The following is a 24,913-nucleotide window of genomic DNA, read 5'->3' as shown; positions in this document are numbered from 1 at the left end:
TGGACCTAGCCTTCGACAGGCGGCCCCGCAAGCCCCAAGGCGGGCCGGGTCCGGGCGCGGCGGGTGCCAGAAAAACGCATCTGTCGGTGCAGGCCGCGCTGCACGAACCGGGCCTGTTCGACTGATCGCGGGGAGCGATGCCAAAAAAAGGGCGCGGGTTCCCGCGCCCCTGTCTTTTGCTCTTTCAGGCCGGATTCACTTGATCCGCTGGCCATTGGCCAGGATCTGCCCGTCTTCCTTGAATTCGATGGTCGAATTCAGCGTGTCCGGCGCCTCGCCCGGAACCGCCATCATGCCCATCATCATGCGGGCGCCCATGGCATCGTTGTCCGACACCAGCCCCATTTCGATCAACTTGTCGATCAGGGCGTTTGCGCCCACCAGTTGCAGGTTGACCACCCCGGTCGGGATCGGCATGCCGCCGGTCTGTTCGGCGTTGGAATTGTCGAAGGTGAAATCGCCGTTGCCTGTCAGCTTGGCGCCCACCAGCGAAACCAGCAGCTCGTTGATCTTCAACGAGTGCAACTCGGCCGGAACGGCGTCGGCCTTCTCCATCGCTTCGGCGGCGGCCGGATCGAAGATGTTCAGCAGGACCTTGGCCGTACCGGTGGTGTCCAGCGCGATGGTCGCCGGATCTCGTGGCAGTGCGCCGGCCGGGTCGAACATGCTCCACAGAATGTCCGACATGGTGAAATCGGTCAGGTTCAGGGCCAGGGCAAACGGTTCGACCTCGCCGCTGTCCTGAATTGGAGCCTCAAGTTTCAGGCCCGCCTTGGCCATCGCAAGTTCGATGGGAAACGGTACATCGGCAGAGGTGACCGACAGCTTGGCGTTCTTCTGTTCGACGTCATAGGCCAGACGCTGCGCATCGATGCTGGCCGCGAAACGGCCGCCGTCCGAGCTGCTGGCCATCGAAAACGCTTCGCCTTCGCTGGTGCCCTCGATGCTGGTCTGGCCCGCCACATAGGTGAAGGCGCCGTCAAAGGCGAATCCGGCCTCATAGGCGGCCTGGACATCCGCCAGGCTGAACCTGGCCGGGATCACGTTCCGGCCCTCGAAGGCCAGTTGCTCGAGCTTGCCGTTGATCCGGCCTTGTTCGCCGGTTTCCGGTTCGTTGAAATCCACCTCATAGGTCAGATCGGCGGCGGTGAAGGTCTGATCGACCGTTCGCCCCTCGCCGATCACCATGCGCGACGTGCCGGCCAGATCCGCCAGGCGCAGGCTCAGATCAAGGCTGTCTTCGGGCATGGTCTCGCCGTCGACGGTGACGTCGCCCAGCGCCAGGCCCAGGCTCTGGGCCGCGTAGTCATAGGTCATGTCCTCGCGGGTGCCGGACACGACCATGTTCAGACCGTCATGAGTGTACAGAAGTGCGGCAGAAAATGCCTCGCCCTCGGCCTGACCCGAGATGGTCATGGGAAAGCTCTCCGGCAAGCCGATGGTGACGGTGCCGTCGCCATTCTCGGTCAGGGTCATTTCCGGGATGACCATGTCGAACGCGCCATCCTCGTCCGGCAGCTCCATCTTCAGCGTCATGTTCCTGATGCTGGTGACGTTGCCCGAGGTACTCTGATCGCCGGTGACGGCATAGCCCATGCTGCCCATGTAGGACTGCCAGTCGGACCAGACATCGTTGGCGGTCAGGTCTGCCAGCGCGCCTTGCGTCGCGATAACATAGGCCAGGACGGCGCCGCCCGTGCGGCGAAGGAAAACGGACATAAGGGAACCCTTCGTGTTGAAATTCGCGCGCATCGTCGGGCCTGTGGCGCACGCCGTCAAGGGGGCAAGGGGTGGACGCTTTCCCCGTTTGCGCGATAGGACTTGAACGGATTGCAAGCCGAAAGGATTACGGGATGTCCATGCAAGGAAAAACAGTGCTGATCACCGGGGCCAGCCGCGGCATCGGGGCCGAGGCGGGGCGCGTTTTTGCCGCAGCCGGGGCCAATGTCGCGCTGGTGGCCCGCAGCCGCGCGCAGATCGACGCGCTGGCCGCCGAGTTGGGGGGGCAGGCACTCGCGATTGCCTGCGATGTCAGCGACTTCGCGCAGGTCGATCAGGCGGTGGCCGCCTGCGTCGATCGCTTTGGCGGGGTGGACGTGCTGATCGGCAATGCCGGGGTGATCGACCCGATTTCGCATCTGGCCAAGGCTGATCCGGCGGATTGGGGTCGGGCCATCGACATCAATCTCAAGGGCGTGTTCCACGGCATGCGCGCGGTGCTGCCGGTGATGCGGGCCGCAGGCGGCGGAACTGTGCTGACGGTCTCGTCGGGCGCTGCGTCCAACCCGGTGGAGGCTTGGAGCCATTATTGCGCCTCGAAGGCGGGTGCGAAGATGCTGACCGAGTGTCTGCATCTGGAAGAGTCCCATCACGGCATCCGCGCGATGGGCCTGTCGCCGGGCACGGTGGCCACCGACATGCAGCGGACGATCAAGGCCAGCGGCATCAACCCGGTCAGCCAGCTTGAATGGGAAGATCATATCCCCGCCGATTGGCCGGCCCGCGCGCTGTTGTGGATGTGCTCGGCCGACGCCGACGAATTTCTGGGCACCGAGATTTCTCTGCGCCGCGACGACATCCGCAAGAGGGTCGGCCTGACGTGATCGAACTGACTAAGGAAAACGGCCTGTGGACCGTGGTGCTGAACAATCCCGGCAAGGCCAATGCGCTGACCGGGGCGATGCTGGCCGAACTGGTCGATATCGCCCAGGCGGCGACCGAGGCGCGGGCCTTGATCCTGACGGGTGCCGGCAAGGTCTTCAGCGCCGGTGCCGATCTGGACGAGGCGCGGGCGGGTCTGGCCACCTCGGACCTATGGGAACGTCTGTCGGGCGCCATCGCAGCGCTGCCCTGCCTGACCGTTGCCGCGCTGAACGGCACGATGGCGGGCGGGGCCAACGGCATGGCGTTGGCCTGCGACCTGCGCATCGCGGTGCCGGAGGCCAAGATCTTCTATCCGGTGATGCGGCTGGGGTTTCTGCCGCAGCCGTCGGACGTGCTGCGCATGAAGGCGCTGATCGGGCCGGCACGGACCAAGCTGATCCTGATGGCCGGGCAGAAGATCACGGCCGACGAGGCCCTGGCCTTTGGTCTGGTCGACCGGGTGGTGGCCCGCGACATGCTGTTGCAGACCGCGCGTGAGCTGGTTTCCGACAGCCTGGCGGCAGATCCTGATGTCGCCTGCGGAATCGCCGGGATGTGCGCATGAGGCTGGCTGCCCTGCATCTGCGCGTGGCGGACCCGGCCGGGCTGGCGGAGTTCTACCGCCAAGCGCTGGGCATGGTGTCGCGCCGTGACGGGGCGGACTGGCGGGTCAGCTACCCTGACCGGGGTGCGGAAATCGTGTTGCAGCCCGGCGGGGGCGGGTATGTCGCGGATCGTGGGCAGCGGTACTGGAAGATCGGCATCACCTTGCCTGACGTGGACCGGGCGGCGGACTGGCTGCGGCGAAGGGGGGTCAAGGTCAGCCTACCGGCGCAGTTTCTGGACATCGGCTATTTGAGCCATCTCACCGATCCCGAGGGGTTTGCGATCGAACTGCTGCAACATGATTTCGAATGCAACCGCCCGAAGGCCGACCCCGTGCAGGCGCCGTTCGACCGGGCCTGCGTGGGCCAGATCACCCTACGCTCCGGCGACATCCAGGCCGAGGATGCGATCTGTCGCAGCCTTGGGATGCGGCTTCTGTCGATACAGGATGTAACCCCGCACGGGTTCGACCTGCACTTCTATGCCTTCACACAGGAGCGACCGCCCAGCCCTGACCTCTGGGCCGTCGGCAATCGCGAATGGCTGTGGCGACGGCCCTATACCACGCTGGAGTTTCAGCACATTCCCGGTGCCGTCATCGTACCCACGCCCGACCTGCGCGGGATCGGCATCGAAGGGCTGACCGAACCCGTCCGTGCCGCGCATGGCACGGTGTTCGTGCCCGCCTGATCAGCGGCTGCGGCGCTTTCCGGGCACTTTCGACTGGAACCCGGGCGGGCGTTTGCGCACCCAGTCCAGAAACCGCGACAGCCGGGGGTGGCCGCGCAACGCCGCGACCGAGTTGTAGCTGCGGGCCAGCTCGGCTTCGGTCAGGGTGGCGTGAATTTCCTTGTGGCAGATTCCGTGCAGCAGAACCGTGGGACCGCCCTTGCCCCCTTTGAGTTTTGGGATCAGATGGTGCAGGCTGCCGGTCCCGTCGGGGATCGGGCGGTCGCAGAGCGGGCAGATGGGGCAGTCCTCGGTCATGGCGAGGCTAAGATTTATCCCGGGCCCGGCCCGGGACAAGAGGAAAGATATGGCGCAGGCATTGGTGATCGGGGCGGGTCCGGCCGGATTGATGGCAGCCGAGGAACTGGCGCGGGCCGGGCATGCTGTTCTGGTGGCCGAGGCCAAGCCATCGGTCGCGCGCAAGTTCCTGATGGCGGGCAAATCGGGCCTGAACCTGACGAAGGATGAACCGTTCGAGACTCTGCTGCCGGCCTATGGACAGGCGGCGGACTGGCTGCGTCCGATGCTTGCCGATTTCGATGCCGGAATGGTGCAGGACTGGGCGCGCGGTCTGGGGCAAGAGCTGTTCACCGGCTCGACCGGGCGGGTGTTCCCCCGCGCCAAGAAGGCCTCGCCGCTGTTGCGGGCCTGGCTGGAGCGGCTGGACGGGATGGGGGTTGTGATCCGCACCCGCTGGCGCTGGCTTGGCTGGGATGGCGCGGCGGCGGTGTTCGACACGCCCGACGGCGGGCAACGGGTCGCGGCCGGGGCGACGGTGCTGGCGCTTGGCGGCGCTAGTTGGGCGCGGCTGGGCTCGGACGGGGCTTGGGCGCCGGTTCTGGCGGAAAAGGGGGTGCCGTTGGCGCCTTTCGCGCCGTCGAATGCCGCGCTGGCGATGGGTTGGAGCCCGCACATGACGCCGCATTTCGGCCGGGCACTCAAATCGGTGCGGTGGATGGCGGGCGATCGCATCAGCCGGGGCGAGGCGGTGATCTCGGAGAAAGGGCTTGAAGGGGGTGGGCTGTACCCGCTGACCCCGGCCCTGCGCGCGGGCTTGCCGTTACGTGTGGATCTGGTGCCGGACCTGCCGCAGGAAGAACTGCGCCGCCGCCTCGCCGCGACCAGCGCGAAAACCACGCTCAGCCGGTGGCTAAAAAACGGCTTGCGCCTGCCAGCGCAGAAAGTGGCGCTGTTTCACGAAATGACCAAAGGCGAGGTCGTGACCCGGGCCGACTGGGTCGGGCTGCTGAAAGCGCTTCCCGTGCGCCACGCGGGACTGCGCCCGATGGACGAGGCGATCTCGACCGCGGGCGGCGTCATGCGCAGCGGGCTGACCGATGGCCTGATGCTGAAGGCGCTGCCGGGCGTGTTCTGTGCCGGCGAGATGCTGGATTGGGAAGCACCGACCGGCGGCTACCTTCTGACCGGTTGTTTCGCCACCGGGCGATGGGCCGGGCGATCGGCCGCCGACTGGCTGAGCGCTCAGGCGGTTTTGGCCAGCTCGCCCAGTTTCTGATAGGCCGGCCGCGCGCGGAGGTCCTTGCCATAGGCTTTCAGCACATCCGAATTCATCGGAAAATCGGCGGTTTTGGCCCAGCTCATGCAATGGACGCACAGGATGTCGGCAATCGTCATCTTGTCACCTTGCAGGTACGGTCCCTTGAAGCGGCGGCCCATGCGCTGGAAGCTGCGGTCAAATTCCCATTTCGCGACCTCGACCACCTGCGGAACACGTTTGTCCTGCGGCAGGATGAATGCGTGCCGGGTGGCCAGCCACAGCGGCGCATCGAATTCCTCGAGCATGGCGTTGACCAGCGAATCCTGCTCGGCCCGTTCCAGGGTTCCGGCCGGATAGGTGAAGGCCCCGTGCTTGTCGGCCAGATAGGTCATGATCGCCACGCTGTCCGAGAGCACGGCATCGCCGACCTGAAGAACCGGCACCTTGCCGGATTCATGCAGGGCCAGAACCTGCGGATCATGCGGCCCTGCCGGGATCAAATCATAGGGCTGGCCCAATTCCTCGAGCAGCCAGATCACCCGCGAAGCGCGGCTGTGGACGCGTCCATAAAGTTTGTACATGCCGTGCTCCTGTCTTGGCTGACCTACAGGTTGGTGGCGCAGGGCGGTGCGTCAAGCCCGACGCCCCGTCACGTCAGCGTGACCGAGCCAGCATGGCGATGCGGATCATCGCCCGTTCGACCAGCGCCATGGCCGGCGCGGTCTGCCCGGCCGACCGCAGGGACAGGTCGGTATCGGTCAGCACGGTCAGTGCGGTCTGCAGTTTCTGCGCCCCCCAGGCCTGCGCCTGCCGCAGGATGCGGTCGCGCCGCTTGCCATAGATCGGCGGACGCAGCTTGCCGATGCCCTGGGCCGCGCCGCCCGGGTCCGAAGCGCAGGCATAGAGAGTACGGAAATGCCGCGTGGCGCCGATGCACAGCGTCACCGGGTTGGTGCCCTGCGCCTGCAGGCGTCGGATCAGCGGGCCGATCTCGGGCGCGCGGCCCTCGGCCACCACGTTCAGAACATCGTCCAGCGCGGCCTCGTTGGATTGCGGGGCGCAGGCCTCGATGTCCTCGACTGTCAGCGCGGTGCCGTCCCCGCGTTTGTACAGGGCCAGCTTTTCCAGCGTCTGCGCGAAATCGCCGGGGCTGAGCTCGGCTGCCAGATCCCCCAGCATCGCCATCGAACCGTGCGGGATATCGGTCAGGCCAGCCTGTGCCAATGACCGCTCGATCTCGGCGCGGCTGGGTGGGTCGTCATAGATGCCCACCGCATAGGCGTTGCGATGGGCCTCGAAGGCCTTGCGCAGCTTCGAACTGGCCTTGAGCTGGCCCGCGGTCACGATGATCTGCGCGTCGCCCGGGGCCCAGTCCTCGAGCGCGGTCAGAATCGCAGAGGCGACGGAGTCGGTTGCCTCCTCGACAAAGACGGCACGCGGGCCGGGAAAGAACCCGACCGCCTTGACCGCGTCCAGCAGCATGGCCGGGTCGCCGCGCAGATCGGCGCCGGGCATCCGGGTCAGGCGCATCTCTTCCTCGGCGGTAGGGCCAAGCAGCGCGGCCAGAACCTGCTGGCGTTTCAGCGCCACGCGCATCGCGTCGGCGCCGTAGATCAGCAAGCCCGTCTTGTCGGGGTCCGGTTTGGAAAAATACCCGTCAGCCTCGCGTGGCGAAAGCTTCATGAAGCCAGTTCCGGTGTGGAATACAAGCGCGTCACGATCTGATCGGCTAGGATGACCATCAGGCGATCCTTTGCGTCGCGCTCGTCGGCCAGGGTCGAGACCGTCGAACCCGATGCCGAGTAACCCACGAAATCGGTCACGGTGCCCGACGCGACGACCTGCCCGGTTTCAGCCGAGCTCAGGGTGAAATTCGCGCGCCCATCTATTGTGTAGCGGTTGGTCTCGTTGGTCGTGGTGATCGCTGCCCCGCGGGTTGCGGTGGTGACCTTCACGTTCAACCTATAATCCTTGGCCGAACCGGCGCCGCGCCCCAGCCGCTGTTCCAGATTCTGCACCAGCAGATAGCTTTCGACCGTGTCCGGGGCTGAAACCGCGACTCTGCCATAGAGAGCGGACCCCGCCGCCCCCGGCGCGTAGACGGGTTGAAACCCGCAGGCTGCGGCCAGCGCACAGGCGGCCAGCGGCAGCAGCATTTTTCTGCGGTCAAACAACGACATTCACGATCCGGCCCGGAACAACGATCACCTTCTTCGGAGCAGCGCCATTCAGCGCCTTTTGAACAGCTTCGGTGCTGAGCGCGATTTTTTCAACCTGCGTCTTGTCCAGATCTTTGGCCACGCTGATTTCGGCGCGGCGTTTGCCGTTGATCTGGATAGGCAGGGTGACGGTGTCATCGACCAGCATCGACTCGTCCGCCACCGGCCAGGGCGCCAGCGCCACCAGCCCTTCGCCGCCCAGCATCTGCCACAGCTCTTCGGACAGGTGCGGGGTCATCGGCGACATCAGCTGCGCCAGCGTCTTGGCCGCCTGCCGCTTGGCCTGCGCGCCCGCCTTGGATTTGGCCAGCGTGTTGGTAAACGCATAGAGCTTGGCGATCGAGGCGTTGAAGCCGAAGGATTCGACCCCGCCGGTCACGTCATGAATGGTCTTGTGCATCTCGCGCAGCAGCGCTTCGTCCTCGGCATTGGCCGGGGCGTCGGATGCGGCGATCTCGGACACGATGCGATGCACGCGGCTGAGGTGCTTGTGCGCGGCCTCGGCGCCGGCGGCGGTCCATTCCACGTCACGCTCGGGCGGCGAATCGGACAGCACAAACCAGCGCGCGGTATCCGCCCCAAAGGCTGAGATGATGCTGACCGGGTCCACCACGTTCTTCTTCGATTTCGACATCTTGGCCGAGGGGATGATCTCGACCGGCTCGCCCGTCGCCTTCAGCTTGCCGTCCTCGACTTCTTCGGGAAGGTGATAGACCGGGCGGCCCTTGTCGTCGCGGGTCTGATAGATTTCATGGGTGACCATGCCCTGGGTGAACAGCGCGTCGAACGGCTCGATCGCCTTTTTCGGCAGATGCCCCGTCAGATGCATGGCCCGGGCGAAGAACCGCGAATACAGCAGGTGCAGGATCGCGTGTTCGATGCCGCCGATATACTGGTCCACGTTCATCCAGTATTCGGCTTCGGCCAGATCGGTGGGCGTTTCCGCGCGTGGGGCGGTGAAACGGGCGAAATACCACGACGAATCGACGAACGTGTCCATCGTGTCGGTTTCGCGCTTGGCCGGCTTGCCGCAAGACGGGCAGGCACAGTCGCGCCATGTCGGGTGACGGTCCAGCGGGTTGCCCGGTTTGTCGAAAGTGACATCGTCGGGCAGGCGAATCGGCAGGTTTTCCTTCTTTTCGGGCACCACGCCGCAATCGTCGCAATGCACCACCGGGATCGGACAGCCCCAGTAGCGCTGGCGCGACAGGCCCCAATCGCGCAGGCGGTACTTGGTCACGCCCTTGCCCCAGCCGGCTTTCTCGGCAAACTCGATGGTCGCGTCGATGGCTTCCTGTCCGGTGGCCTCGGTCAGACCGGCGAAATGGTTGACCCAGCGCACTTTCTGCTCTTTCGGCGGGACGAAAGCGATCTTGTCCACCGGCGTGTCGTCATCCAGAGCAAAGAAGGTGTCGATCACCGGCAGGTCATATTTGCGGCAGAAATCCAGGTCGCGCTGGTCATGCGCGGGGCAGGCGAAGATCGCGCCGGTGCCGTAATCCATCAGGATGAAATTCGCGATCCAGACCGGCAGTTCCCAGTTCGGGTCCAGCGGGTGCTTGACGCGGATGCCGGTGTCGAAACCCAGCTTCTCGCCGGTTTCGATGGCCTCTTCCGTGGTGCCGCCCTTGCGGCATTCTGCAACGAATTCAGCGACTTCGGGGTTCTCGGTCTCAAGCTGCTTGGCGATCGGGTGATCGGGCGAGATGCCCACGAACGAGGCCCCTAGCAGCGTGTCGGGCCGCGTGGTGTAGACGGTGATCGGCTCACCACCGTCCGTGCGCTCGAACGCGAATTCCAGCCCGCGCGACTTGCCGATCCAGTTCTCCTGCATCAGGCGCACCTTGGCGGGCCAGTTCTCGAGCGTATCCAGCGCCTCGAGCAGCTCTTCGGCGAACTCCGAGATCTTGAAGAACCACTGGGTCAGCTCGCGTCGCTCCACCAACGCGCCCGAGCGCCAGCCGCGGCCGTTTTCCACCTGCTCGTTGGCCAACACGGTCATGTCCACCGGGTCCCAGTTGACCACGGCGTTCTTGCGATAGACCAGCCCCGCCTCGAGCATGTCGAGGAACAGCGCCTGCTGCTGGCCGTAATATTCCGGGTCGCAGGTCGCGAACTCGCGCGACCAGTCGATCGACAGGCCCAGCGGCTTCATCTGCGCGCGCATGTCGGCGATGTTGCCATAGGTCCAGTCCTTGGGGTGGCCACCTATGGCCATGGCCGCATTCTCCGCCGGCATCCCGAAAGCGTCCCAGCCCATCGGGTGCAGCACGTTGTGCCCGGTGCTCAGCTTGTAGCGCGCGATCACGTCACCCATGGTATAGTTGCGCACATGCCCCATGTGGATGCGCCCCGACGGATAGGGGAACATTTCCAGCACATAGTATTTCGGCTTGTCCGCCGTGCGTTTGGCGGTGAAGATCCCGGCCTTGTCCCAGGCCTCTTGCCATTTTGCTTCGATTTCGTTGGCCGAGTAACGCGACATCATGCGGTCCTTCGTGAATGAAAACGCCGGGCAGGGGCCCGGCGTGGTAATATTGTGATTTTCTGCGGGTTGCTAGAGCTTGTTGTCCGCGATCCGCAGCTGGCGCGCCCGCGACAGGATCGCATCTTCGACCGCACGCGTGGTGGCGGCGCTGACCGGCGCGCCTCCGCTGGTCTGCAGCGCCACCGAAAGGGACCGCGCCGCCAGGGCCGGATCCTTGATGTGCACCGTTGCCCGATAAGACCGCCCGCCGCCCGGCGGTCTGCCGTAACCCGTTACGATCACGCCGGTAAACGGATCCACCTCTTCGATCGGCAGGAAATTCAGCACATCCAGCGAGGCCGCCCACAGGTACCGATTGACCTGTGTCACTTGTTCCGAGTTGTTGGGGCCGAACACATCCCAGATGGTCGAACGATTCGGATCATTGAGTTCACGAGCCTCTGACGAACTGCCGTCGGTGGTTAGATAGTTCGGATTGGGCTGTGCCGAGCGATTCTGCCCGCAGGCCGCAACCGAGACGGTCAAAATCAACAAACCCGAAATCGTCTGCAGGCGCATCGTCGGCATGTCCTGTTCTGCTGGTTAGACTGTTGGGTGATACTCCTAGACAAGCTGTTGTGTTGCAACAAGCCCATTCTTTCCAAAGGCGCCATGGCGGTGCCGAAAACACGCCCTCAAACCAACTGTGGCATCCTTGCACCAATTCCGGGGCAATGACTGCAAAAGAATTAAGGCAAGCTTGCGCTGAGGGGGCAAAAAGAGCGAAACGGTCTGCGTGCTGAGACATGTGCAGCAGGCATGTGTCGAGTAGAAATTACTGAAACCGAGGGAAACAAGATGAAAAAAGTTCTCTTCGCATCGACCGCACTGATCGCAACCGCATCGGTTGCCGCGGCCGAAGTTAGATTCAGCGGCTATGGCCGCTTTGGTATCGGCTACCAAGAAGACCGTACCGGCGTTGTGACCAACTTCACCACCACTGCCAGCGGCACCACCACCGGCACCGCTGCTGTCGCGACCGACGAAACCATCCTGGTTTCGCGTTTCCGTCTGAACATCGACGGCATCGCGGAAACCGACGGTGGCGTCCGCTTTGAAGCACGCGTCCGCCTGCAGGCCGACGAGAACGCCGGCACCGGTGAAGCCAACTCGGCTGGCCTGAACGGCGCACGTTTCTCGGTCATCTACGGTGGTCTGCGTGTTGACGCGGGCAACATTGCCGGCGCGTTTGACAACCTGGCCAACTACTACGGTAACGAACCGGGCCTGGAAAACTTCATCGGCCAGTACTCGGGCGTTGACTATGCCTTCACCGGCTATTCGTCGACCGGTTCGGGTGCGAACGGTGTGTTCTTCCAGTACGCAGTCGGCGACTTCGCCTTCGGTGCGTCGTATGACCAAGCCACCTTTGGTGTGAACGGCGTTGCAACCGATGCCGACCGTTGGGACATCAGCGCAACCTACACCTTCGGCAACATCACTGCCGCTCTGGCCTACGGTGAGACCGACGCTCTGGCAGGCAAAGATCCGAGCCTGACCGTCTTCACCCTGGGTGGCGAATTCGGTGACTTCTCGGGCACCCTGTTCGTTGCTGACGACGCAACCCAAGTTGCAGCAACCGACGGCACCGCCTACGGTCTGTCGCTGGCCTACAACGTTGGCTCTGCTCTGACCCTGACCGCCGCTTACGGTGACGGTTCGGCTGACGCTGACACCCAGCAGTACGGCATCGGCGCCATCTACGACCTGGGCGGCGGCGCATCGCTGCGCGGTGGTATCGGTGTGTCGGACTGCGACGTCTGCGCAGACTCGACCATGCGTGCCGACTTCGGTGCTCAGTTCAACTTCTAAGTTGATCTGAACCGCAAGGTTTGGGGCGGGTCTTCGGACCCGCCCTTTTCTTTTGCGCCGACATGGTGTTTTTCTGGCGCGAAACCGGAACAGGGGAAATCCATGTCGTTGCAGGAAATCAAAGATCGCATCGTAAAGGCCGAAGCCGCCGCCGGGCGGCTAGCCGGGTCCGTGACCCTGATTGCCGTATCCAAAGTTCAACCAAATGACAGGGTTCAGGCCGTGCTCGAGCAGGGCCACCGCTGTTTCGGCGAAAACCGGGTGCAGGAGGCTGCCGCGAAATGGCCCGCCTTCCGCGAGCGGTTTTCCGGCATCGACCTGCATCTGATCGGCCCGTTGCAGACCAACAAGGCGCGGCAGGCGATGGATCTTTGCAATGCCATCCATTCAGTGGATCGGCCCAAATTGGCAAAGACCCTGGCGCGGTTGGCGCAAGAGACGGGCGCCTGCCCTGATCTGTTCATCCAGGTGAACACCGGAGAGGAACCGCAGAAAGCCGGCGTTTTGCCCGCCGATGCGGATGCCTTCATCGCCGAATGCCAAGGGCTGGACCTTCCCGTGCGCGGCCTGATGTGCATCCCGCCGGTGCACGAGGAACCGGCGCTGCATTTCGCCCTTCTGGCCAAGATCGCCGCGCGCAACGGGCTGCAAGGTCTCTCGATGGGCATGAGCGGCGATTTCGAAACCGCGATCGCGTTGGGGGCCACCCATGTCCGGGTGGGGTCGGCGATCTTTGGCGAACGGGTCAAAGCGGGGGAATGATCACTCGGGTGCCCAGGGTGACCCTTTGCGCGATCCAGTGCAGGTGGTCACGGCGGAAGGCCAGGCAGCCCTCGGTCGGATAGCCCGTCCGGCGCCATTGGTGGATGAAGATGGCTGATCCGCGTCCAGGCACTGCATCGGGCCAGTTCCAGTCGGTGATCAGAACCAAATCGTACAGCGGATCGGCCCGCCGAAGGCGTTCATGGCTGAACCCGTGCGGCGCCCGCACATGCCGGTTGTAGTCCGGGTCAGCACCATCATCCGACCACAGGTCGCGCGGCCCGATCGGCAGGGCCCAGGGGGCGGGTGGCGCAATCCGGTCGGGCCGGTACAGCATGCCTACGATCCGCAGAACGCCAGTCGGGGTGGCGCCATCGCCTTCGCGTTTGGCGTTGGTCAGGCCGCCTTTGCCGATCGTGCAGGGGAACGTCCTGCCGAGAAACCGCGCGCCGCGCCAAGACAGGACCAGATCGTGCGGGCTCACAACAGATGGCCCGACTTGGCCGCCTTGGTCGCCAGATAGCCGCGATTGTGCGCTGTTTCCCCGACCTTGAGCGGCACACGTTCGGTGACGGCGATCCCGGTGCGTTCCATCATCGCGATCTTGGCGGGGTTGTTGGTCAGCAGTCGCACCGAACTGAAGCCCATTGACTTCAGGATGTCGGACCCGAGGCGGAAGTCGCGCTCGTCATCCTCAAACCCAAGCCGGTGGTTCGCTTCGACCGTGTCGAACCCCTGATCCTGAAGGAAATAGGCGCGCATCTTGTTGGCCAGGCCGATCCCGCGGCCCTCCTGGTTGAGATACAGCAGAACGCCGTGGCCCTCGGCTCCCATCTGCGCCAGGGCGCCGCGCAGCTGCGGGCCGCAATCGCATTTCAGGCTGCCCATCAGGTCGCCGGTGAAGCAGGCAGAATGCAGCCGCGCCAAAACCGGTTTCGAACGGTCGGGCCGGCCGATTTCGATGGCATAGTGTTCTTCACCGCCGTCCTTGGGGCGAAATACATGCAGCCGCCCGGCCTCGGAGACCTCCATCGGCAGGCGGGCGGCGACCACCTCGTGCAGGGGGCTGCGATCGGCCAGATGTGGGGCGGCGCGGGTATGGTCGATGCAGGTCAGCCCGTGGGAGGCGGCAAACGCGCGCCCGTCCTCGACGGGTACGACCACTGCCGCCGGCAGCAGGCGCGCGGTCTTGGCCAAGGCAATGGCGATGCGGTGCAGGTTGGTATTGCCGCTCCGCTGGGTCATCAGCGGACCCTTCATCGGGGAATCGAGGTCATCGGACGGGTCTGCCACGGCCTGCACCCAGGCAAGGTCGGCATCGGCGGGGATTACGACACGAGCCAGATCGCCGTCATAGGCGCGCGCCTTCAGGGTCTCGGCCCGGCGGTTGGTGATGGCAACCACGGGCTGATCGCCCAGACCGCGGAGATCGGACAGACGTTGCGGCCCCAAGGTCTCGGCCGCCGCGGCCACTACGCCACGGCCGCCGTCATCGACCAGCACCACGGGAACGCCCATGCGCAGATCCGCCCGCGCGCGCGCCAGCAATTCGGTGATGTCGGGAATCAGACTCATCGATGTTATCCTGTAACGTTTGTCTCGTCCTAGCCCGTTCGCCGCCGAATGTGAAACATTTCCCGTCCATCAGACACGAGGGCGTGAGAGCGTTGCAGCAAAACTTGTGGATTGCATATTCCAAGCTCAAGTGATGCAAAAGCAAAAGGAGGACCGGGACATGGCGCAACTCAAGAAAATCCTGCTGGTCGATGACGACGAGGACCTGCGCGAAGCGCTGAGCGAACAGCTGGTGATGACCGAGGATTTCGACGTGTTTGAGGCCTCGGACGGTCAGTCTGCTTTGGAGCGCGCGCGCGAGGCGATCTATGACCTGGTGATTCTGGATGTGGGCCTGCCCGACACCGATGGGCGCGAGCTGTGCCGGCTGATGCGCAAGCAGGGGGTCAAGAGCCCGATCCTGATGCTGACCGGCCATGACAGCGACGCCGACACGATCCTCGGGTTGGATGCCGGGGCCAATGACTACGTGTCGAAACCCTTCAAGTTTCCAGTGCTTCTGGCCCGCATCCGCGCGCAGCTGCGCCAGCATGAACAATCCGAGGATGCGGTTTTTGTTCTTGGGCCCTACACCTTCAAGCCGGCGATGAAGATGTTGATCACCGAGGATGACCGCAAGATCCGCCTGACCGAGAAGGAAACCAACATTCTCAAGTTCCTGTACCGATCCACCGACGGTGTCGTGCCGCGCGATGTTCTGCTGCACGAGGTCTGGGGCTATAACGCAGGTGTCACCACGCACACGCTGGAAACCCACATCTACCGTCTGCGCCAGAAGATCGAGCCCGATCCCTCGAATGCGCGCCTTTTGGTCACAGAATCCGGCGGATATCGCCTGGTTTCCTAACGATTGGTGGATTGATGTGGATCAAAGTGATACTCTATAGACATCTTTAGGTTACTCGCAACCCGCGCATGTCCGGGTCATGACATGTACCTCCCTGTTGGACTGCCGGGCCTTTGGCCCGGCTTTTTTTCGGATGGCACCCCGGCACTTGCCGCGTTAGGTTGCCCCGGTCGCGACAAGGGAACCCCGATCATGCCTTTCACTCTGGCCACCTGGAACATCAATTCCGTTCGCCTGCGCGAGCCGATCGTGCAGAAACTGCTGCAGGAGGAGGCACCGGACGTGCTGTGCTTGCAGGAATGCAAATCGCCGGTCGACAAGATCCCGACCGAAGGTTTCGCGGAACTGGGTTACACCCACATGATCGCCCGCGGGCAAAAGGGCTACAACGGTGTGGCCATCCTGTCGCGCCTGCCGATCACCGACCTGGGTGACCGGGATTTTGCCGGGCTCGGCCATGCCCGCCATGTCGCAGGGCAACTGGAAAACGGTGTGATCATTCACAATTTCTACGTCCCTGCAGGCGGCGACGTTCCCGACCGGGACGTGAACGAAAAATTCGGCCAGAAACTGGACTACCTGACCGACATGCGCGACTGGTTCCACGCCGAAAAGCCACAGAAATCCATTCTGGTTGGTGACCTGAACATCGCCCCGCGCGAGGATGACGTATGGTCGCACAAGCAACTGCTCAAGGTCGTGTCGCACACGCCGATCGAGGTCGAGCAGCTGGCCGAAACGCAGGACGCGGGCGGCTGGGTCGACATCACCCGGCAAGACATCCCCGAGGGGCAGCTGTACAGCTGGTGGTCCTATCGCGCCCGCGATTGGGATGCGGCTGACAAGGGGCGGCGCCTCGATCACGTCTGGGCGACGCCCGACATCTCTAACGCGGGTCATTCCAGCCGCATCCTGCGCGAAGCGCGCGGCTGGGAGAAGCCCAGCGACCACGCGCCGGTTTTTGCGACCTTTGATCTCTGATCCGCCCTGAACCGGTGCGACGGCTCTTGGTTTCCGCCGCGCCCGGTTGCATATAAGGGCCAAGACTGAATTCCGGAGAGTGAATGCCATGGAACTTCTGAACGGCGCAGGCAACCCCGCCGCCACCGATTTGATCAAGGACGGAACCGAGGCCACGTTCATGGCCGATGTCGTCGAAGCGTCGCAGGAAACCCCGGTGATCGTGGATTTCTGGGCGCCGTGGTGCGGCCCGTGCAAAACGCTGGGTCCGGCCCTTGAAGAGGCCGTGACCGCCGCCAAAGGCGCGGTGAAAATGGTCAAGATCAACGTGGACGAGGCGCAGATGATCGCTTCGCAGATGCGAATCCAGTCGATCCCGACCGTCTATGCCTTTTTCAAGGGTCAGCCGATCGACGGGTTCCAGGGCGCGCTGCCCGGCTCCGAGATCAAGGCGTTCATCGACCGCGTGATCGAGGCTGCTGGCGGCCAGAGCCCCGGCGGACAGCTGGACGAGGCAGTGGAGGCCGCCGAAGAGATGCTGGCCGAGGGCGCGGCAGTAGATGCGGCCCAGACCTTTGCCGCCATTCTGGGCGAAGACCCGAACCATGCCGCGGCCTATGGCGGACTGGTGCGGGCGCATATCGCGATGGGTGATCTGGAGCAGGCCGAGGCCATCCTGAACGGCGCTCCGGCCGAAATCTCAACGACGGCCGAGTTGGAGGCTGCCCATGCGCAGTTGGAGCTTGCCAAGCAGGCCGCAAATGCCGGCCCGGTGGCCGAGCTGACCGCTGCTGTCGAGACCGACCCCGACAACCATCAGGCCCGGTTTGACTTGGCGCAGGCGCTCTATGCCAACGGCAAGGCCGCCGAGGCGGTCGATCAGCTGCTGGAGCTGTTCCGTCGCGACCGCGAATGGAACGATGGTGCAGCCAAGACCCAGCTGCTGACGATCTTCGACGCGCTCAAGCCGAATGATCCGATCGTGCTGAACGGACGGCGCAGGCTGACTTCGATGATATTTGCCTGATCGCATATCAGAGCTAGAACACATTACATGATGCATCCCGCCGATCTGCCGGACACGGTGTCCGTGTTCCCGTTGCCCGGGGCCCTTTTGCTGCCCCGGTCCCGGCTGCCGCTGCATATATTCGAGCCGCGCTATCTGCAGATGCTGGACGATGCCCTGAAAACCAAGGAACGGCTGATCGGCATGGTCCAGCCGAATCCGGGCTCCGGCCATGGGGCTCGATTGCACCGCATCGGCTGCGCCGGGCGCGTCACCCAGTTTTCCGAGACTGAAGACGGGCGCTATCTGATCACCTTGACCGGCGTGTCGCGGTTCCGCATTCAGTCCGAGGTCGAGGGCTTCACGCCCTATCGCCGCTGTGCCGTCACCTGGGAGGGGTTCGACCGCGACCTGGGTCAAGGCGAGCGGGATGCCGGGTTCGACCGCGCCGCTTTCCTGCGGTTGCTCGAAAGGTATTTCTCGGCCCGTGCGCTCTCGACGGATTGGGAGACGCTGAACGAGGCGGATGACGAATTGCTGGTCAATTCCCTGTCGATGCTTCTGGATTTCGATCCCGAGGACAAGCAGGCCCTGCTTGAAGCGCCCTGCCTGCGCACCCGGCGCGAAACTCTGGTCACACTGATCGAATTCTCGCTGCGCGGGGGTTCAAACGAGGAACAACTGCAATGACTGAGACGGAACCGGGTTTCGACCGCCATATGCTCGAGGCGCTGATCTGCCCCCAGACTCATACCACGCTGGAATATGACGCCGAGCGGCAGGAACTGGTCTCGAAAGCCGCTGGTCTGGCCTTTCCGATCCGCGACGGGATTCCGGTGATGCTGGTGGATGAGGCGCGCAAACTCGACTAGATCGGGCGGCCCTGCAACAGCCTGGGCAGGTCGCCTGTCAAACCAGCGGCCTCGCGCACGAAGCCGCGGCGCAGACCGGGCAGGGACCCGACAATGCCCATGCCGATGTCGCGCCCGAGGCGCAGGATAGGATTGTCGTTCGAAAACAGCTTGTTGAACACATCCGTCGCCATTGCCAAGGCCGCCGTGTCAAAGCGGCGCCATTCCTGATAGCGCTCCAGAACCAGAGTCGAGCCGATGTCCTCGCCGCGTCGACCGGCCAGCGTCAGCACCTCGGCCAGCGCGCCTACGTCGCGCAGCCCGGCGTTGAGCCCCTGACCGGCGATCGGGTGCATGCCATGGGCCGCATCACCCACCAGAGCCAGCCGGTCCGCGATGAATGAATTGGCGATGGTCAGGTTCAGCGGATAGGTGAACCGGTCGCCCTGTAGGCGGATGTCACCCAGAAAATCGCCGAACCGGGGCCGCAGGACCTGAAGGTAATCGGCCTCGTCCAGCGCGTTGATGCGCTGTGCGGTCTCGGTGCGTTCGCTCCAGACGATCGAGCTGCGGTTACCGGTCAACGGCAGGATCGCCAGCGGGCCGGGGGGCATGAAGAACTGATGTGCAATGCCGTGATGGGGCAGGTCGTGCTCGATCGCGCAGACCAACGCAGTCTGGCCGTAGTCCCATCCGGTCCGCTTGATCCCGGCGCGGGAGGCGGTGCCGCTGCGGCGGCCGTCGCACCCCACCAGAAGCCGACCGGACAGCGCCGATCCATCATCCAGCGTCACGGTCACGCTGCCTGGCCCGGTTTCCTGCGTAACCACGGTTTTGCCATCCACCCGGGTGATCGCCGGTTCCGCCTGCATCGCCGCAAGAAATGCGCGCCGCAGGTGACGGTCCTCGACCATATAGCCCATCGGGCCTTCCTCGATCTCGGCATGGTCGAAATGCATGAAAAACGGCGACGGACCTGTGCCTGCGTGGCCATCGGTGACCTTGATCTCCAACATCGGCTGGGCGTGGTCCGCAACCCGTTCCCAGACGCCGATCGCGGCCAGCAACCGTTGCGAGGCCAGCGCCAGTGCATAGGCACGCCCGTCGAACGCCGCGTTCTTGCGCAGCTTCTCGGCCAGCGCGTCTATCACGGTGACGCTGTGTCCGGTCTGCGCCAGCGCCAGCGCCAGGGCGGGGCCGTTCAGCCCGCCGCCCACGATCAAGATATCGGAAACCTGTGTCATGCGGTGCAATATGCGCGCCCTTTCGGGATTGTCCATGTGCAGTCCTGTCGCTACCGTCGCCGAAATACGAATTTTTCCGACAAGGGGGCAAAGATGCAGGACTGGCTGACCATGACGGCATGTGACCTGGGCCGCGGGATCGGCATGGGTCAGATCGATCCCGAGGAGCTGACCGAGGTCTATCTGGCGGCCATCGATGCCCATCCGCATCGGGACGGCATCTATGCCCGCGTCACGCATGACCGCGCCCGCGCCGAAGCCCGCGCGGCCAAGGAGCGGGCGGCCCAAGGTCTGCGCCGGTCGTTGCTGGATGGGGTGCCTATCAGCTGGAAGGATCTGTTCGACACCGCCGGGATCGGAACCGAGGCCGGATCGGCCCTACTGCGCGGCCGGGTGCCCGAGCATGACGCAACCGTTCTGCGCAACGCGACGGCCATGGGCGCGGTCTGTCTGGGCAAGACGCATATGAGCGAATTGGCCTTTTCGGGCCTTGGTTTGAACCCCGTGACCGCGACGCCGCCCTGCGTGAATGACGAAAAGGCGGTTCCGGGCGGGTCGTCCTCGGGCGCGGCGGCGTCGGTGGCCTTTGGTCTGGCGGCCTGCGGAATCGGCTCGGACACGGGCGGATCGGTGCGCATTCCGGCCGCATGGAACGATCTGGTAGGGCTGAAAACCACCCCGGGGCGGCTGAGCCTTGAAGGCGTGGTGCCCCTGTGCCTGCGGTTCGATACAGTCGGCCCGCTGACTCGGTCGGTCGAGGATGCGGCGCAGATGCTGGCGCTGTTGGAGGGCGGAACGCCGGCCGATCTGCGGGGCGCCAGCCTGAAGGGGCGGCGGTTTGCGGATCTGCAGACCATCGCGCAGGACGATCTGCGCGACGCGCCACGCCAGGCCTATGCCGACGCGCTGGACCGCTTGCGTGATGCAGGGGCCGAGATCGTGCCGTTGGAGGTGCCGGAACTGGCCGAGGCGATAGGCCTGTCCGGTGTCCTTTATACCACGGAAGCCTATGGCCTGTGGCGCGACGTGATCGAGGCCAACCCCGAGGCGATGTATCCCGAGATCCTTGAGCGGTTCCGCGCGGGCAAGGCGCATTCCGGACCGGATTACGTGGCGGCGTGGTCGCGGTTGAAGGCCTGCCGATCGGCCTGGGACTCGGCCACCGCCGGGTTCGACGCGGTTCTGGCGCCGACGGCCCCGATCCTGCCGCCGGATCTGGACCGACTGATGAACGACCATGACTATTACGTCACCGAGAACCTTCTGGCCCTGCGCAACACCCGGATCGGCAACCTGATGGGGCTGGCGGCGCTGTCGTTGCCCACCAAGACACCGTCCTGCGGGCTGATGATGTTGGGTTATCCGGGCTCGGAAGAGGCGCTTTTGCGGCTGGGTGCGGCGGCCGAGGCGGTTCTGACCTGAATGCCACAATCCCCTGATTCGGAACCTCTTTGTCTGGACGCGCGGGGGCTCGGCCTGTAATCTGCTGGAAAACCGGGGCGCCAATGATCCCGGTATCGAGGCAGCAGTCATGAATTTTCCCGAGCGGTTTTCGAACCTACCGGCCTATGCTTTTCCGCGTCTACGCGCCCTGCTCGACCATCACGCGCCGGGCGGCGATGTCGTGCATATGACGATTGGCGAGCCCAAGCATGACTTTCCGGCCTGGGTGACCGATGTCATCGTGGAAAACGCAGCAGGGTTTCAAAAATACCCGCCGAACGAGGGGTCGGACGCGCTGCGCGGGGCCATCGCCGACTGGATCGACCGCCGCTATGGCGTGCGGATGAACCCCGAAACCAACATCATGGCGCTGAACGGCACGCGCGAGGGGTTGTACAACGCCGCCATGGCCCTGTGCCCCGAGCAGAAGAACGGCCAGCAGCCGATCGTGCTGTGCCCCAACCCGTTCTATCAAGTCTACATGGTCGCCTCGATCTCGGTCGGGGCGCAGCCGTATTTCGTGCCGGCCACCGCGGCCACCGGGCACTTGCCGGACTATGCGGGCCTGCCAGAGGATGTGCTGAACCGCACCGCTGTGGCCTATATCTGTTCGCCCGCCAACCCGCAGGGTGCCGTCGCCTCGCGCGACTACTGGGCCGAGTTGATCCGGCTGGCCGAGAAGTATGACTTCCGCATCTTCGCCGACGAGTGCTATTCCGAGATCTACCGAGACGCGCCGCCCACCGGCATCCTGACCGTCGCGCAGGAGCTGGGCGCCGACCCCGAGCGGATCACGCTGTTCAACTCGCTGTCGAAACGCTCGAACCTGGCGGGGCTGAGGTCGGGGCTGATCGCGGGCGGGTCGGAAAGCATCAAGCGGGTCAAGCAGTTGCGCGCCTATGCCGGGGCGCCCTTGCCATCGCCGTTGCAGGCCGCCGCGGCCAAGGTCTGGGCCGATGAGGCGCATGTTCAGGAAAACCGCGCGCTGTATCAGGAAAAATACGCCATCGCGGATGAGGTGTTTGCGGGCGTTCAGGGCTATATGCCGCCCGAGGCGGGGTTCTTTCTTTGGCTGCCCGTCGAAGATGGCGAGCAGGCCGCATTGAAGCTGTGGCAGGAAACCGGGGTTCGGGTCCTGCCGGGCGCCTATCTTTCGCAAGGGGAGCCGGGGCAGAACCCGGGCAAGGGCTTTATCAGGGTCGCTTTGGTGGCCCCAAAAACAGAGATGCAGCGCGGGCTGGTCACGCTCCGCGACTGCATCTATTCGTGAGGTACGAGGGCACATGGCATCTTACAACGCGCGCAACCGCGACCCATTGTTGGACAGCACCACCCAGGCCGCGATCGAGCGGCGCAGCAAGGAACTGATCGGGATCGCCCTGATTTTGGCCGGCCTGGCGGCTGCTGCGATGATCTGGTCCTACACGCCGGATGATCCGAACTGGATGGTCTCGACCGACGCGCCGGTGCAGAACTGGCTGGGCCGGTTCGGCGCCTCTATCGCCGCGCCATTGTTCATGATCGTAGGCTGGGGCAGCCTTGGCATCGCGCTGGTGCTGGTCGGCTGGGGCGTGCGGTTTGCCGGCCATTTCGGCGAGGATCGCGCCGTGGCCCGCCTGATTTTCGCGCCGATCTGGATCGCCGTCCTTTCGGTCTATGCCGCAACGCTGGTGCCCGGTGCCGAATGGCGCGCGACGCACAGCTTTGGCTTGGGCGGTCTGTTTGGCGATACGGTGATGGGCGCTCTGCTGACGCTGTTGCCGATTTCGTCGCATTTCATGGTCAAGTTGATGTCGCTGGCCATGGCGGCCGGCATGCTGGCGCTGGGCGTCTTCGTGCTGGGCTTCACCAAGTCGGACGTCCGGCGCGGGGTCCGGGCTTTCCTGCTGGGTCTCGTGATGGCCTATGACATGCTGATGACCGCGCTGGGGCAGGGGGCCTCGGCCACCGCCCGTGCCGCGCAGGCGCGCCGGGAAAAGTGGCAGGACCGCAAGACAACCCGGGCCGCCGGTGCCGAATTTGAGGATGAGCTGGCCTATGCCGATCCGGTCTTTGAAGAGCCCGAGATCGCAGCCCCCGAACCGGTCAAGACGGGCCTGCTTGCACGTATGCCCGGCTTGATCCGCCGCCCCGAGCCGATGCCCGAACCCGAGCTGGTCGACCCCGAACCCGTCACCGGATATGACGAGATGCCGGGCGAAGACCGGATCCGCTCGAAGATTTCTGCGGTGATCCGGAACCGCAAGGTCGCCACCGGTGAAATCGCGCCCGAGCCCGATCCGAACCGCCCTCTGACCAAAGGGCGCGGCCGTGGCCCCGACCCGCTGATCCTGAACGCGCCGCGTGCGGGAACCCTCCCGCCCGAGCCTCCGCTGACTGCAGGCGGGCTTCCGCCCGAGCCGCCGTTGACAGGTCACCCGGCGCAGTCGTCTGCGGAAATGGAGACGTTAACGGAAGACCCGCTCTCGGCGTATGCGCCTGAAGATATCGACGAAGATCAGGTGTTCGAGGATGTCCCGGAACCGATCGCCCCGCCGCGCCCGGCAATGAAGATCCCGGTTGCCGAACCGCGCAAGCCGGTTGTAGCGCAACCCGTCCGGCGCAACGTCCTGCCGTCGCGCCGCGCCCAGGCCGAGGCCCAGCCCAGCCTGTCCTTCGAAGAGCGTCATTCGGATTTCGAACTGCCGCCGCTCAGCCTGCTGACCAACCCGGCCGGCATCCCGCGTCATCACCTGAGCGACGAGGCGTTGGAGGAAAACGCGCGGATGCTGGAAAACGTGCTGGATGACTATGGCGTCAAGGGCGAGATCGTCAGCGTCCGCCCCGGCCCCGTCGTCACCATGTACGAACTGGAACCCGCGCCGGGCCTGAAGGCCAGCCGCGTCATCGGCCTGGCCGATGACATCGCCCGGTCGATGTCGGCGCTGTCGGCGCGGGTGTCGACGGTCCCCGGACGCTCGGTCATCGGCATCGAATTGCCCAACGAGAACCGCGAGATGGTGGTTCTGCGCGAAATCCTGGCCAGCCGCGATTTCGGCGATGGCAACCACGCGCTGCCGCTGGCGCTGGGCAAGGATATCGGCGGTGAATCCGTGGTCGCGAACTTGGCCAAGATGCCCCACTTGCTGATCGCGGGGACGACCGGCTCGGGCAAGTCGGTGGCGATCAACACGATGATTCTGTCGCTGCTCTACAAGCTGACGCCGGACGAATGCCGCCTGATCATGATCGACCCAAAGATGTTGGAACTCAGCGTCTATGATGGCATCCCGCATCTGCTGTCGCCGGTCGTGACCGACCCGAAAAAGGCGGTGGTCGCCCTGAAATGGGTCGTCGGCGAGATGGAGGACCGCTATCGCAAGATGTCCAAGATGGGCGTGCGCAACATCGCCGGCTACAACGGTCGAGTGAAGGACGCGCTGGCCAAGGGCGAGATGTTCAGCCGCACGGTCCAGACCGGGTTCGACGACGAAACCGGAGAGCCGATCTTCGAGACTGAGGAATTCGAACCCAAGGCCATGCCGTATATCGTCGTCATCGTCGACGAGATGGCCGACCTGATGATGGTGGCGGGCAAAGAGATCGAGGCCTGTATCCAGCGCCTGGCGCAGATGGCGCGGGCCTCGGGCATCCACCTGATCATGGCTACGCAGCGGCCCTCGGTGGACGTCATCACCGGCACGATCAAGGCCAACTTCCCCACCCGGATCTCGTTCCAGGTGACGTCCAAGGTCGACAGCCGCACCATCCTGGGTGAGATGGGGGCCGAGCAGCTGCTGGGGCAGGGCGACATGCTGTACATGGCCGGTGGCGCCAAGATCACCCGCTGCCACGGGCCGTTCGTGTCGGATGAAGAGGTCGAGGAGGTCGTGAACCACCTCAAGCAGTTCGGCCCGCCCGATTATGTCGGCAGCGTGCTGGATGGTCCGTCCGAGGACAAGGCCGACAATATCGACGCGGTTCTGGGTCTGAATACCGGCGGCAACACCAATGGCGAGGATGCGCTGTACGATCAGGCGGTCGCCATCGTGATAAAGGATCGCAAGTGTTCGACCTCGTACATCCAGCGGAAACTTGCCATCGGCTACAACAAGGCTGCACGGCTGGTCGAGCAGATGGAGGAGGAAGGTGTTGTTTCGGCGGCAAATCACGTGGGCAAACGCGAAATCCTCGTCCCGGAGCAGTAGGATA

24 protein-coding genes are annotated in these 24,913 nt (G+C 64.4%); 14 read left to right on the top strand and 10 right to left on the bottom strand.

Annotation, left to right across the window (positions count from 1 at the left end; genetic code table 11):
• Positions 1-195 precede the first annotated feature (195 nt).
• Positions 196-1,719, bottom strand: a complete 1,524-nt coding sequence (locus tag AC2FMD_RS13140; RefSeq protein WP_496742440.1) for a DUF2125 domain-containing protein — start codon at positions 1,717-1,719, stop codon at positions 196-198.
• 134 nt (positions 1,720-1,853) lie between these two features.
• On the opposite strand from AC2FMD_RS13140, the gene AC2FMD_RS13135 reads away from it, so the two are divergent.
• The 3 genes from AC2FMD_RS13135 to AC2FMD_RS13125 are packed head-to-tail and all read left to right on the top strand — an operon-like array spanning position 1,854 to position 3,939.
• Positions 1,854-2,603: an SDR family oxidoreductase gene (locus AC2FMD_RS13135; protein ID WP_496688651.1), complete on the top strand. Its 750-nt coding sequence runs from the start codon at positions 1,854-1,856 to the stop codon at positions 2,601-2,603.
• On the top strand, positions 2,600-3,208 hold the full coding sequence (locus AC2FMD_RS13130; RefSeq protein WP_496680327.1) for an enoyl-CoA hydratase/isomerase family protein: 609 nt from the start codon (positions 2,600-2,602) through the stop codon (positions 3,206-3,208). Before AC2FMD_RS13135 ends, AC2FMD_RS13130 begins: the two co-directional genes overlap by 4 nt.
• A complete protein-coding gene (locus tag AC2FMD_RS13125) occupies positions 3,205-3,939 on the top strand; it encodes a VOC family protein (protein WP_496742441.1) in 735 nt (244 codons plus the stop codon). Before AC2FMD_RS13130 ends, AC2FMD_RS13125 begins: the two co-directional genes overlap by 4 nt.
• Here AC2FMD_RS13125 and AC2FMD_RS13120 read toward each other — a convergent pair whose 3' ends face one another.
• Positions 3,940-4,236, bottom strand: a complete 297-nt coding sequence (locus AC2FMD_RS13120; protein WP_496680331.1) for an HNH endonuclease — start codon at positions 4,234-4,236, stop codon at positions 3,940-3,942.
• Between the two features lie 49 nt (positions 4,237-4,285).
• On the opposite strand from AC2FMD_RS13120, the gene AC2FMD_RS13115 reads away from it, so the two are divergent.
• Entirely contained in the window at positions 4,286-5,494 is a 1,209-nt protein-coding gene (locus AC2FMD_RS13115) for a TIGR03862 family flavoprotein (RefSeq protein WP_496680332.1), read from the top strand.
• Here AC2FMD_RS13115 and AC2FMD_RS13110 read toward each other — a convergent pair.
• The 5 genes from AC2FMD_RS13110 to AC2FMD_RS13090 form a co-directional block, all read right to left on the bottom strand.
• Positions 5,461-6,057: a glutathione S-transferase family protein gene (locus tag AC2FMD_RS13110; RefSeq protein ID WP_496688657.1), complete on the bottom strand. Its 597-nt coding sequence runs from the start codon at positions 6,055-6,057 to the stop codon at positions 5,461-5,463. The genes AC2FMD_RS13115 and AC2FMD_RS13110 overlap by 34 nt on opposite strands.
• A gap of 73 nt (positions 6,058-6,130) precedes the next feature.
• A complete protein-coding gene (gene holA / locus AC2FMD_RS13105; RefSeq protein WP_496742442.1) occupies positions 6,131-7,159 on the bottom strand; it encodes a DNA polymerase III subunit delta in 1,029 nt (342 codons plus the stop codon).
• Positions 7,156-7,656 carry an LPS assembly lipoprotein LptE gene (gene lptE / locus AC2FMD_RS13100; RefSeq protein ID WP_496742443.1) on the bottom strand — a complete coding sequence of 167 codons (501 nt, stop codon included), beginning with the start codon at positions 7,654-7,656 and terminating at the stop codon, positions 7,156-7,158. The genes holA and lptE overlap by 4 nt, the downstream gene beginning before the upstream one ends.
• On the bottom strand, positions 7,643-10,180 hold the full coding sequence (gene leuS / locus AC2FMD_RS13095; RefSeq protein WP_496742444.1) for a leucine--tRNA ligase: 2,538 nt from the start codon (positions 10,178-10,180) through the stop codon (positions 7,643-7,645). The genes lptE and leuS overlap by 14 nt, the downstream gene beginning before the upstream one ends.
• A 72-nt stretch (positions 10,181-10,252) precedes the next feature.
• Positions 10,253-10,741 (bottom strand): DUF3576 domain-containing protein, encoded by a 489-nt coding sequence (locus AC2FMD_RS13090; RefSeq protein ID WP_496680340.1) that lies wholly within the window; start codon positions 10,739-10,741, stop codon positions 10,253-10,255.
• A gap of 279 nt (positions 10,742-11,020) precedes the next feature.
• Here AC2FMD_RS13090 and AC2FMD_RS13085 point away from each other — a divergent pair, with 279 nt between their 5' ends.
• A complete protein-coding gene (locus AC2FMD_RS13085; RefSeq protein WP_496710755.1) occupies positions 11,021-12,034 on the top strand; it encodes a porin in 1,014 nt (337 codons plus the stop codon).
• 102 nt (positions 12,035-12,136) lie between these two features.
• A complete protein-coding gene (locus tag AC2FMD_RS13080; RefSeq protein WP_496742445.1) occupies positions 12,137-12,796 on the top strand; it encodes a YggS family pyridoxal phosphate-dependent enzyme in 660 nt (219 codons plus the stop codon).
• Here AC2FMD_RS13080 and AC2FMD_RS13075 read toward each other — a convergent pair.
• A complete protein-coding gene (locus tag AC2FMD_RS13075; protein ID WP_496742446.1) occupies positions 12,780-13,280 on the bottom strand; it encodes a L,D-transpeptidase family protein in 501 nt (166 codons plus the stop codon). The genes AC2FMD_RS13080 and AC2FMD_RS13075 overlap by 17 nt on opposite strands.
• A complete protein-coding gene (gene ribA / locus AC2FMD_RS13070; RefSeq protein WP_496742447.1) occupies positions 13,277-14,371 on the bottom strand; it encodes a GTP cyclohydrolase II in 1,095 nt (364 codons plus the stop codon). The genes AC2FMD_RS13075 and ribA overlap by 4 nt, the downstream gene beginning before the upstream one ends.
• 160 nt (positions 14,372-14,531) lie before the next feature.
• On the opposite strand from ribA, the gene AC2FMD_RS13065 reads away from it, so the two are divergent.
• The 5 genes from AC2FMD_RS13065 to AC2FMD_RS13045 all read left to right on the top strand — a co-directional run bounded on the left by AC2FMD_RS13065 (position 14,532) and on the right by AC2FMD_RS13045 (position 18,056).
• A complete protein-coding gene (locus AC2FMD_RS13065; protein ID WP_149775464.1) occupies positions 14,532-15,218 on the top strand; it encodes a response regulator transcription factor in 687 nt (228 codons plus the stop codon).
• 192 nt (positions 15,219-15,410) lie between these two features.
• A complete protein-coding gene (locus tag AC2FMD_RS13060) occupies positions 15,411-16,199 on the top strand; it encodes an exodeoxyribonuclease III (RefSeq protein WP_496742448.1) in 789 nt (262 codons plus the stop codon).
• Between the two features lie 88 nt (positions 16,200-16,287).
• Complete coding sequence (trxA, locus tag AC2FMD_RS13055; RefSeq protein ID WP_496680350.1) at positions 16,288-17,205, top strand: thioredoxin; 918 nt, start codon at positions 16,288-16,290, stop codon at positions 17,203-17,205.
• 27 nt (positions 17,206-17,232) lie between these two features.
• The gene (locus AC2FMD_RS13050; RefSeq protein ID WP_496795099.1) at positions 17,233-17,874 is read left to right on the top strand and encodes an LON peptidase substrate-binding domain-containing protein; all 642 of its coding nucleotides are present in this window, start codon (positions 17,233-17,235) and stop codon (positions 17,872-17,874) included.
• Complete coding sequence (locus AC2FMD_RS13045; protein ID WP_496680352.1) at positions 17,871-18,056, top strand: Trm112 family protein; 186 nt, start codon at positions 17,871-17,873, stop codon at positions 18,054-18,056. Before AC2FMD_RS13050 ends, AC2FMD_RS13045 begins: the two co-directional genes overlap by 4 nt.
• On the opposite strand, the gene AC2FMD_RS13040 is transcribed toward AC2FMD_RS13045, so the two are convergent.
• A complete protein-coding gene (locus AC2FMD_RS13040) occupies positions 18,053-19,279 on the bottom strand; it encodes an FAD-dependent monooxygenase (RefSeq protein ID WP_496742449.1) in 1,227 nt (408 codons plus the stop codon). The genes AC2FMD_RS13045 and AC2FMD_RS13040 overlap by 4 nt on opposite strands.
• A gap of 93 nt (positions 19,280-19,372) precedes the next feature.
• Between AC2FMD_RS13040 and AC2FMD_RS13035 the strand changes: the two genes are divergently transcribed.
• The 3 genes from AC2FMD_RS13035 (at position 19,373) to AC2FMD_RS13025 (ending at position 24,909) form a co-directional block, all read left to right on the top strand.
• Complete coding sequence (locus tag AC2FMD_RS13035) at positions 19,373-20,701, top strand: amidase (RefSeq protein WP_496742450.1); 1,329 nt, start codon at positions 19,373-19,375, stop codon at positions 20,699-20,701.
• Positions 20,702-20,810: 109 nt separating this feature from the next.
• Positions 20,811-21,992 (top strand): aminotransferase class I/II-fold pyridoxal phosphate-dependent enzyme, encoded by a 1,182-nt coding sequence (locus AC2FMD_RS13030; RefSeq protein ID WP_496795098.1) that lies wholly within the window; start codon positions 20,811-20,813, stop codon positions 21,990-21,992.
• A gap of 13 nt (positions 21,993-22,005) precedes the next feature.
• Positions 22,006-24,909, top strand: a complete 2,904-nt coding sequence (locus AC2FMD_RS13025; RefSeq protein ID WP_496710747.1) for a DNA translocase FtsK — start codon at positions 22,006-22,008, stop codon at positions 24,907-24,909.
• Positions 24,910-24,913: the final 4 nt, after the last annotated feature.

The organism is Ruegeria sp. BHSC276 (genome assembly GCF_059612945.1).
Note: the sequence above shows the minus strand (reverse complement) of the source record. Positions and strands in the feature narration are given on the sequence as shown.

Bases quoted from the DNA above. Each gene is read 5' to 3' on its own strand.
- trxA (WP_496680350.1), top strand. From the start codon at position 16,288: ATGGAACTTCTGAACGGCGCAGGCAACCCCGCCGCCACCGATTTGATC.
- lptE (WP_496742443.1), bottom strand. From the start codon at position 7,656: ATGTCGTTGTTTGACCGCAGAAAAATGCTGCTGCCGCTGGCCGCCTGT.
- holA (WP_496742442.1), bottom strand. From the start codon at position 7,159: ATGAAGCTTTCGCCACGCGAGGCTGACGGGTATTTTTCCAAACCGGAC.
- AC2FMD_RS13025 (WP_496710747.1), top strand. From the start codon at position 22,006: ATGGCATCTTACAACGCGCGCAACCGCGACCCATTGTTGGACAGCACC.
- AC2FMD_RS13085 (WP_496710755.1), top strand. From the start codon at position 11,021: ATGAAAAAAGTTCTCTTCGCATCGACCGCACTGATCGCAACCGCATCG.
- AC2FMD_RS13125 (WP_496742441.1), top strand. From the start codon at position 3,205: ATGAGGCTGGCTGCCCTGCATCTGCGCGTGGCGGACCCGGCCGGGCTG.
- AC2FMD_RS13080 (WP_496742445.1), top strand. From the start codon at position 12,137: ATGTCGTTGCAGGAAATCAAAGATCGCATCGTAAAGGCCGAAGCCGCC.
- AC2FMD_RS13050 (WP_496795099.1), top strand. From the start codon at position 17,233: ATGATGCATCCCGCCGATCTGCCGGACACGGTGTCCGTGTTCCCGTTG.
- AC2FMD_RS13035 (WP_496742450.1), top strand. From the start codon at position 19,373: ATGCAGGACTGGCTGACCATGACGGCATGTGACCTGGGCCGCGGGATC.
- AC2FMD_RS13060 (WP_496742448.1), top strand. From the start codon at position 15,411: ATGCCTTTCACTCTGGCCACCTGGAACATCAATTCCGTTCGCCTGCGC.
- AC2FMD_RS13030 (WP_496795098.1), top strand. From the start codon at position 20,811: ATGAATTTTCCCGAGCGGTTTTCGAACCTACCGGCCTATGCTTTTCCG.
- AC2FMD_RS13110 (WP_496688657.1), bottom strand. From the start codon at position 6,057: ATGTACAAACTTTATGGACGCGTCCACAGCCGCGCTTCGCGGGTGATC.
- AC2FMD_RS13140 (WP_496742440.1), bottom strand. From the start codon at position 1,719: ATGTCCGTTTTCCTTCGCCGCACGGGCGGCGCCGTCCTGGCCTATGTT.
- leuS (WP_496742444.1), bottom strand. From the start codon at position 10,180: ATGTCGCGTTACTCGGCCAACGAAATCGAAGCAAAATGGCAAGAGGCC.
- AC2FMD_RS13115 (WP_496680332.1), top strand. From the start codon at position 4,286: ATGGCGCAGGCATTGGTGATCGGGGCGGGTCCGGCCGGATTGATGGCA.
- AC2FMD_RS13045 (WP_496680352.1), top strand. From the start codon at position 17,871: ATGACTGAGACGGAACCGGGTTTCGACCGCCATATGCTCGAGGCGCTG.
- AC2FMD_RS13120 (WP_496680331.1), bottom strand. From the start codon at position 4,236: ATGACCGAGGACTGCCCCATCTGCCCGCTCTGCGACCGCCCGATCCCC.
- AC2FMD_RS13065 (WP_149775464.1), top strand. From the start codon at position 14,532: ATGGCGCAACTCAAGAAAATCCTGCTGGTCGATGACGACGAGGACCTG.
- AC2FMD_RS13090 (WP_496680340.1), bottom strand. From the start codon at position 10,741: ATGCGCCTGCAGACGATTTCGGGTTTGTTGATTTTGACCGTCTCGGTT.
- ribA (WP_496742447.1), bottom strand. From the start codon at position 14,371: ATGAGTCTGATTCCCGACATCACCGAATTGCTGGCGCGCGCGCGGGCG.
- AC2FMD_RS13135 (WP_496688651.1), top strand. From the start codon at position 1,854: ATGTCCATGCAAGGAAAAACAGTGCTGATCACCGGGGCCAGCCGCGGC.
- AC2FMD_RS13040 (WP_496742449.1), bottom strand. From the start codon at position 19,279: ATGACACAGGTTTCCGATATCTTGATCGTGGGCGGCGGGCTGAACGGC.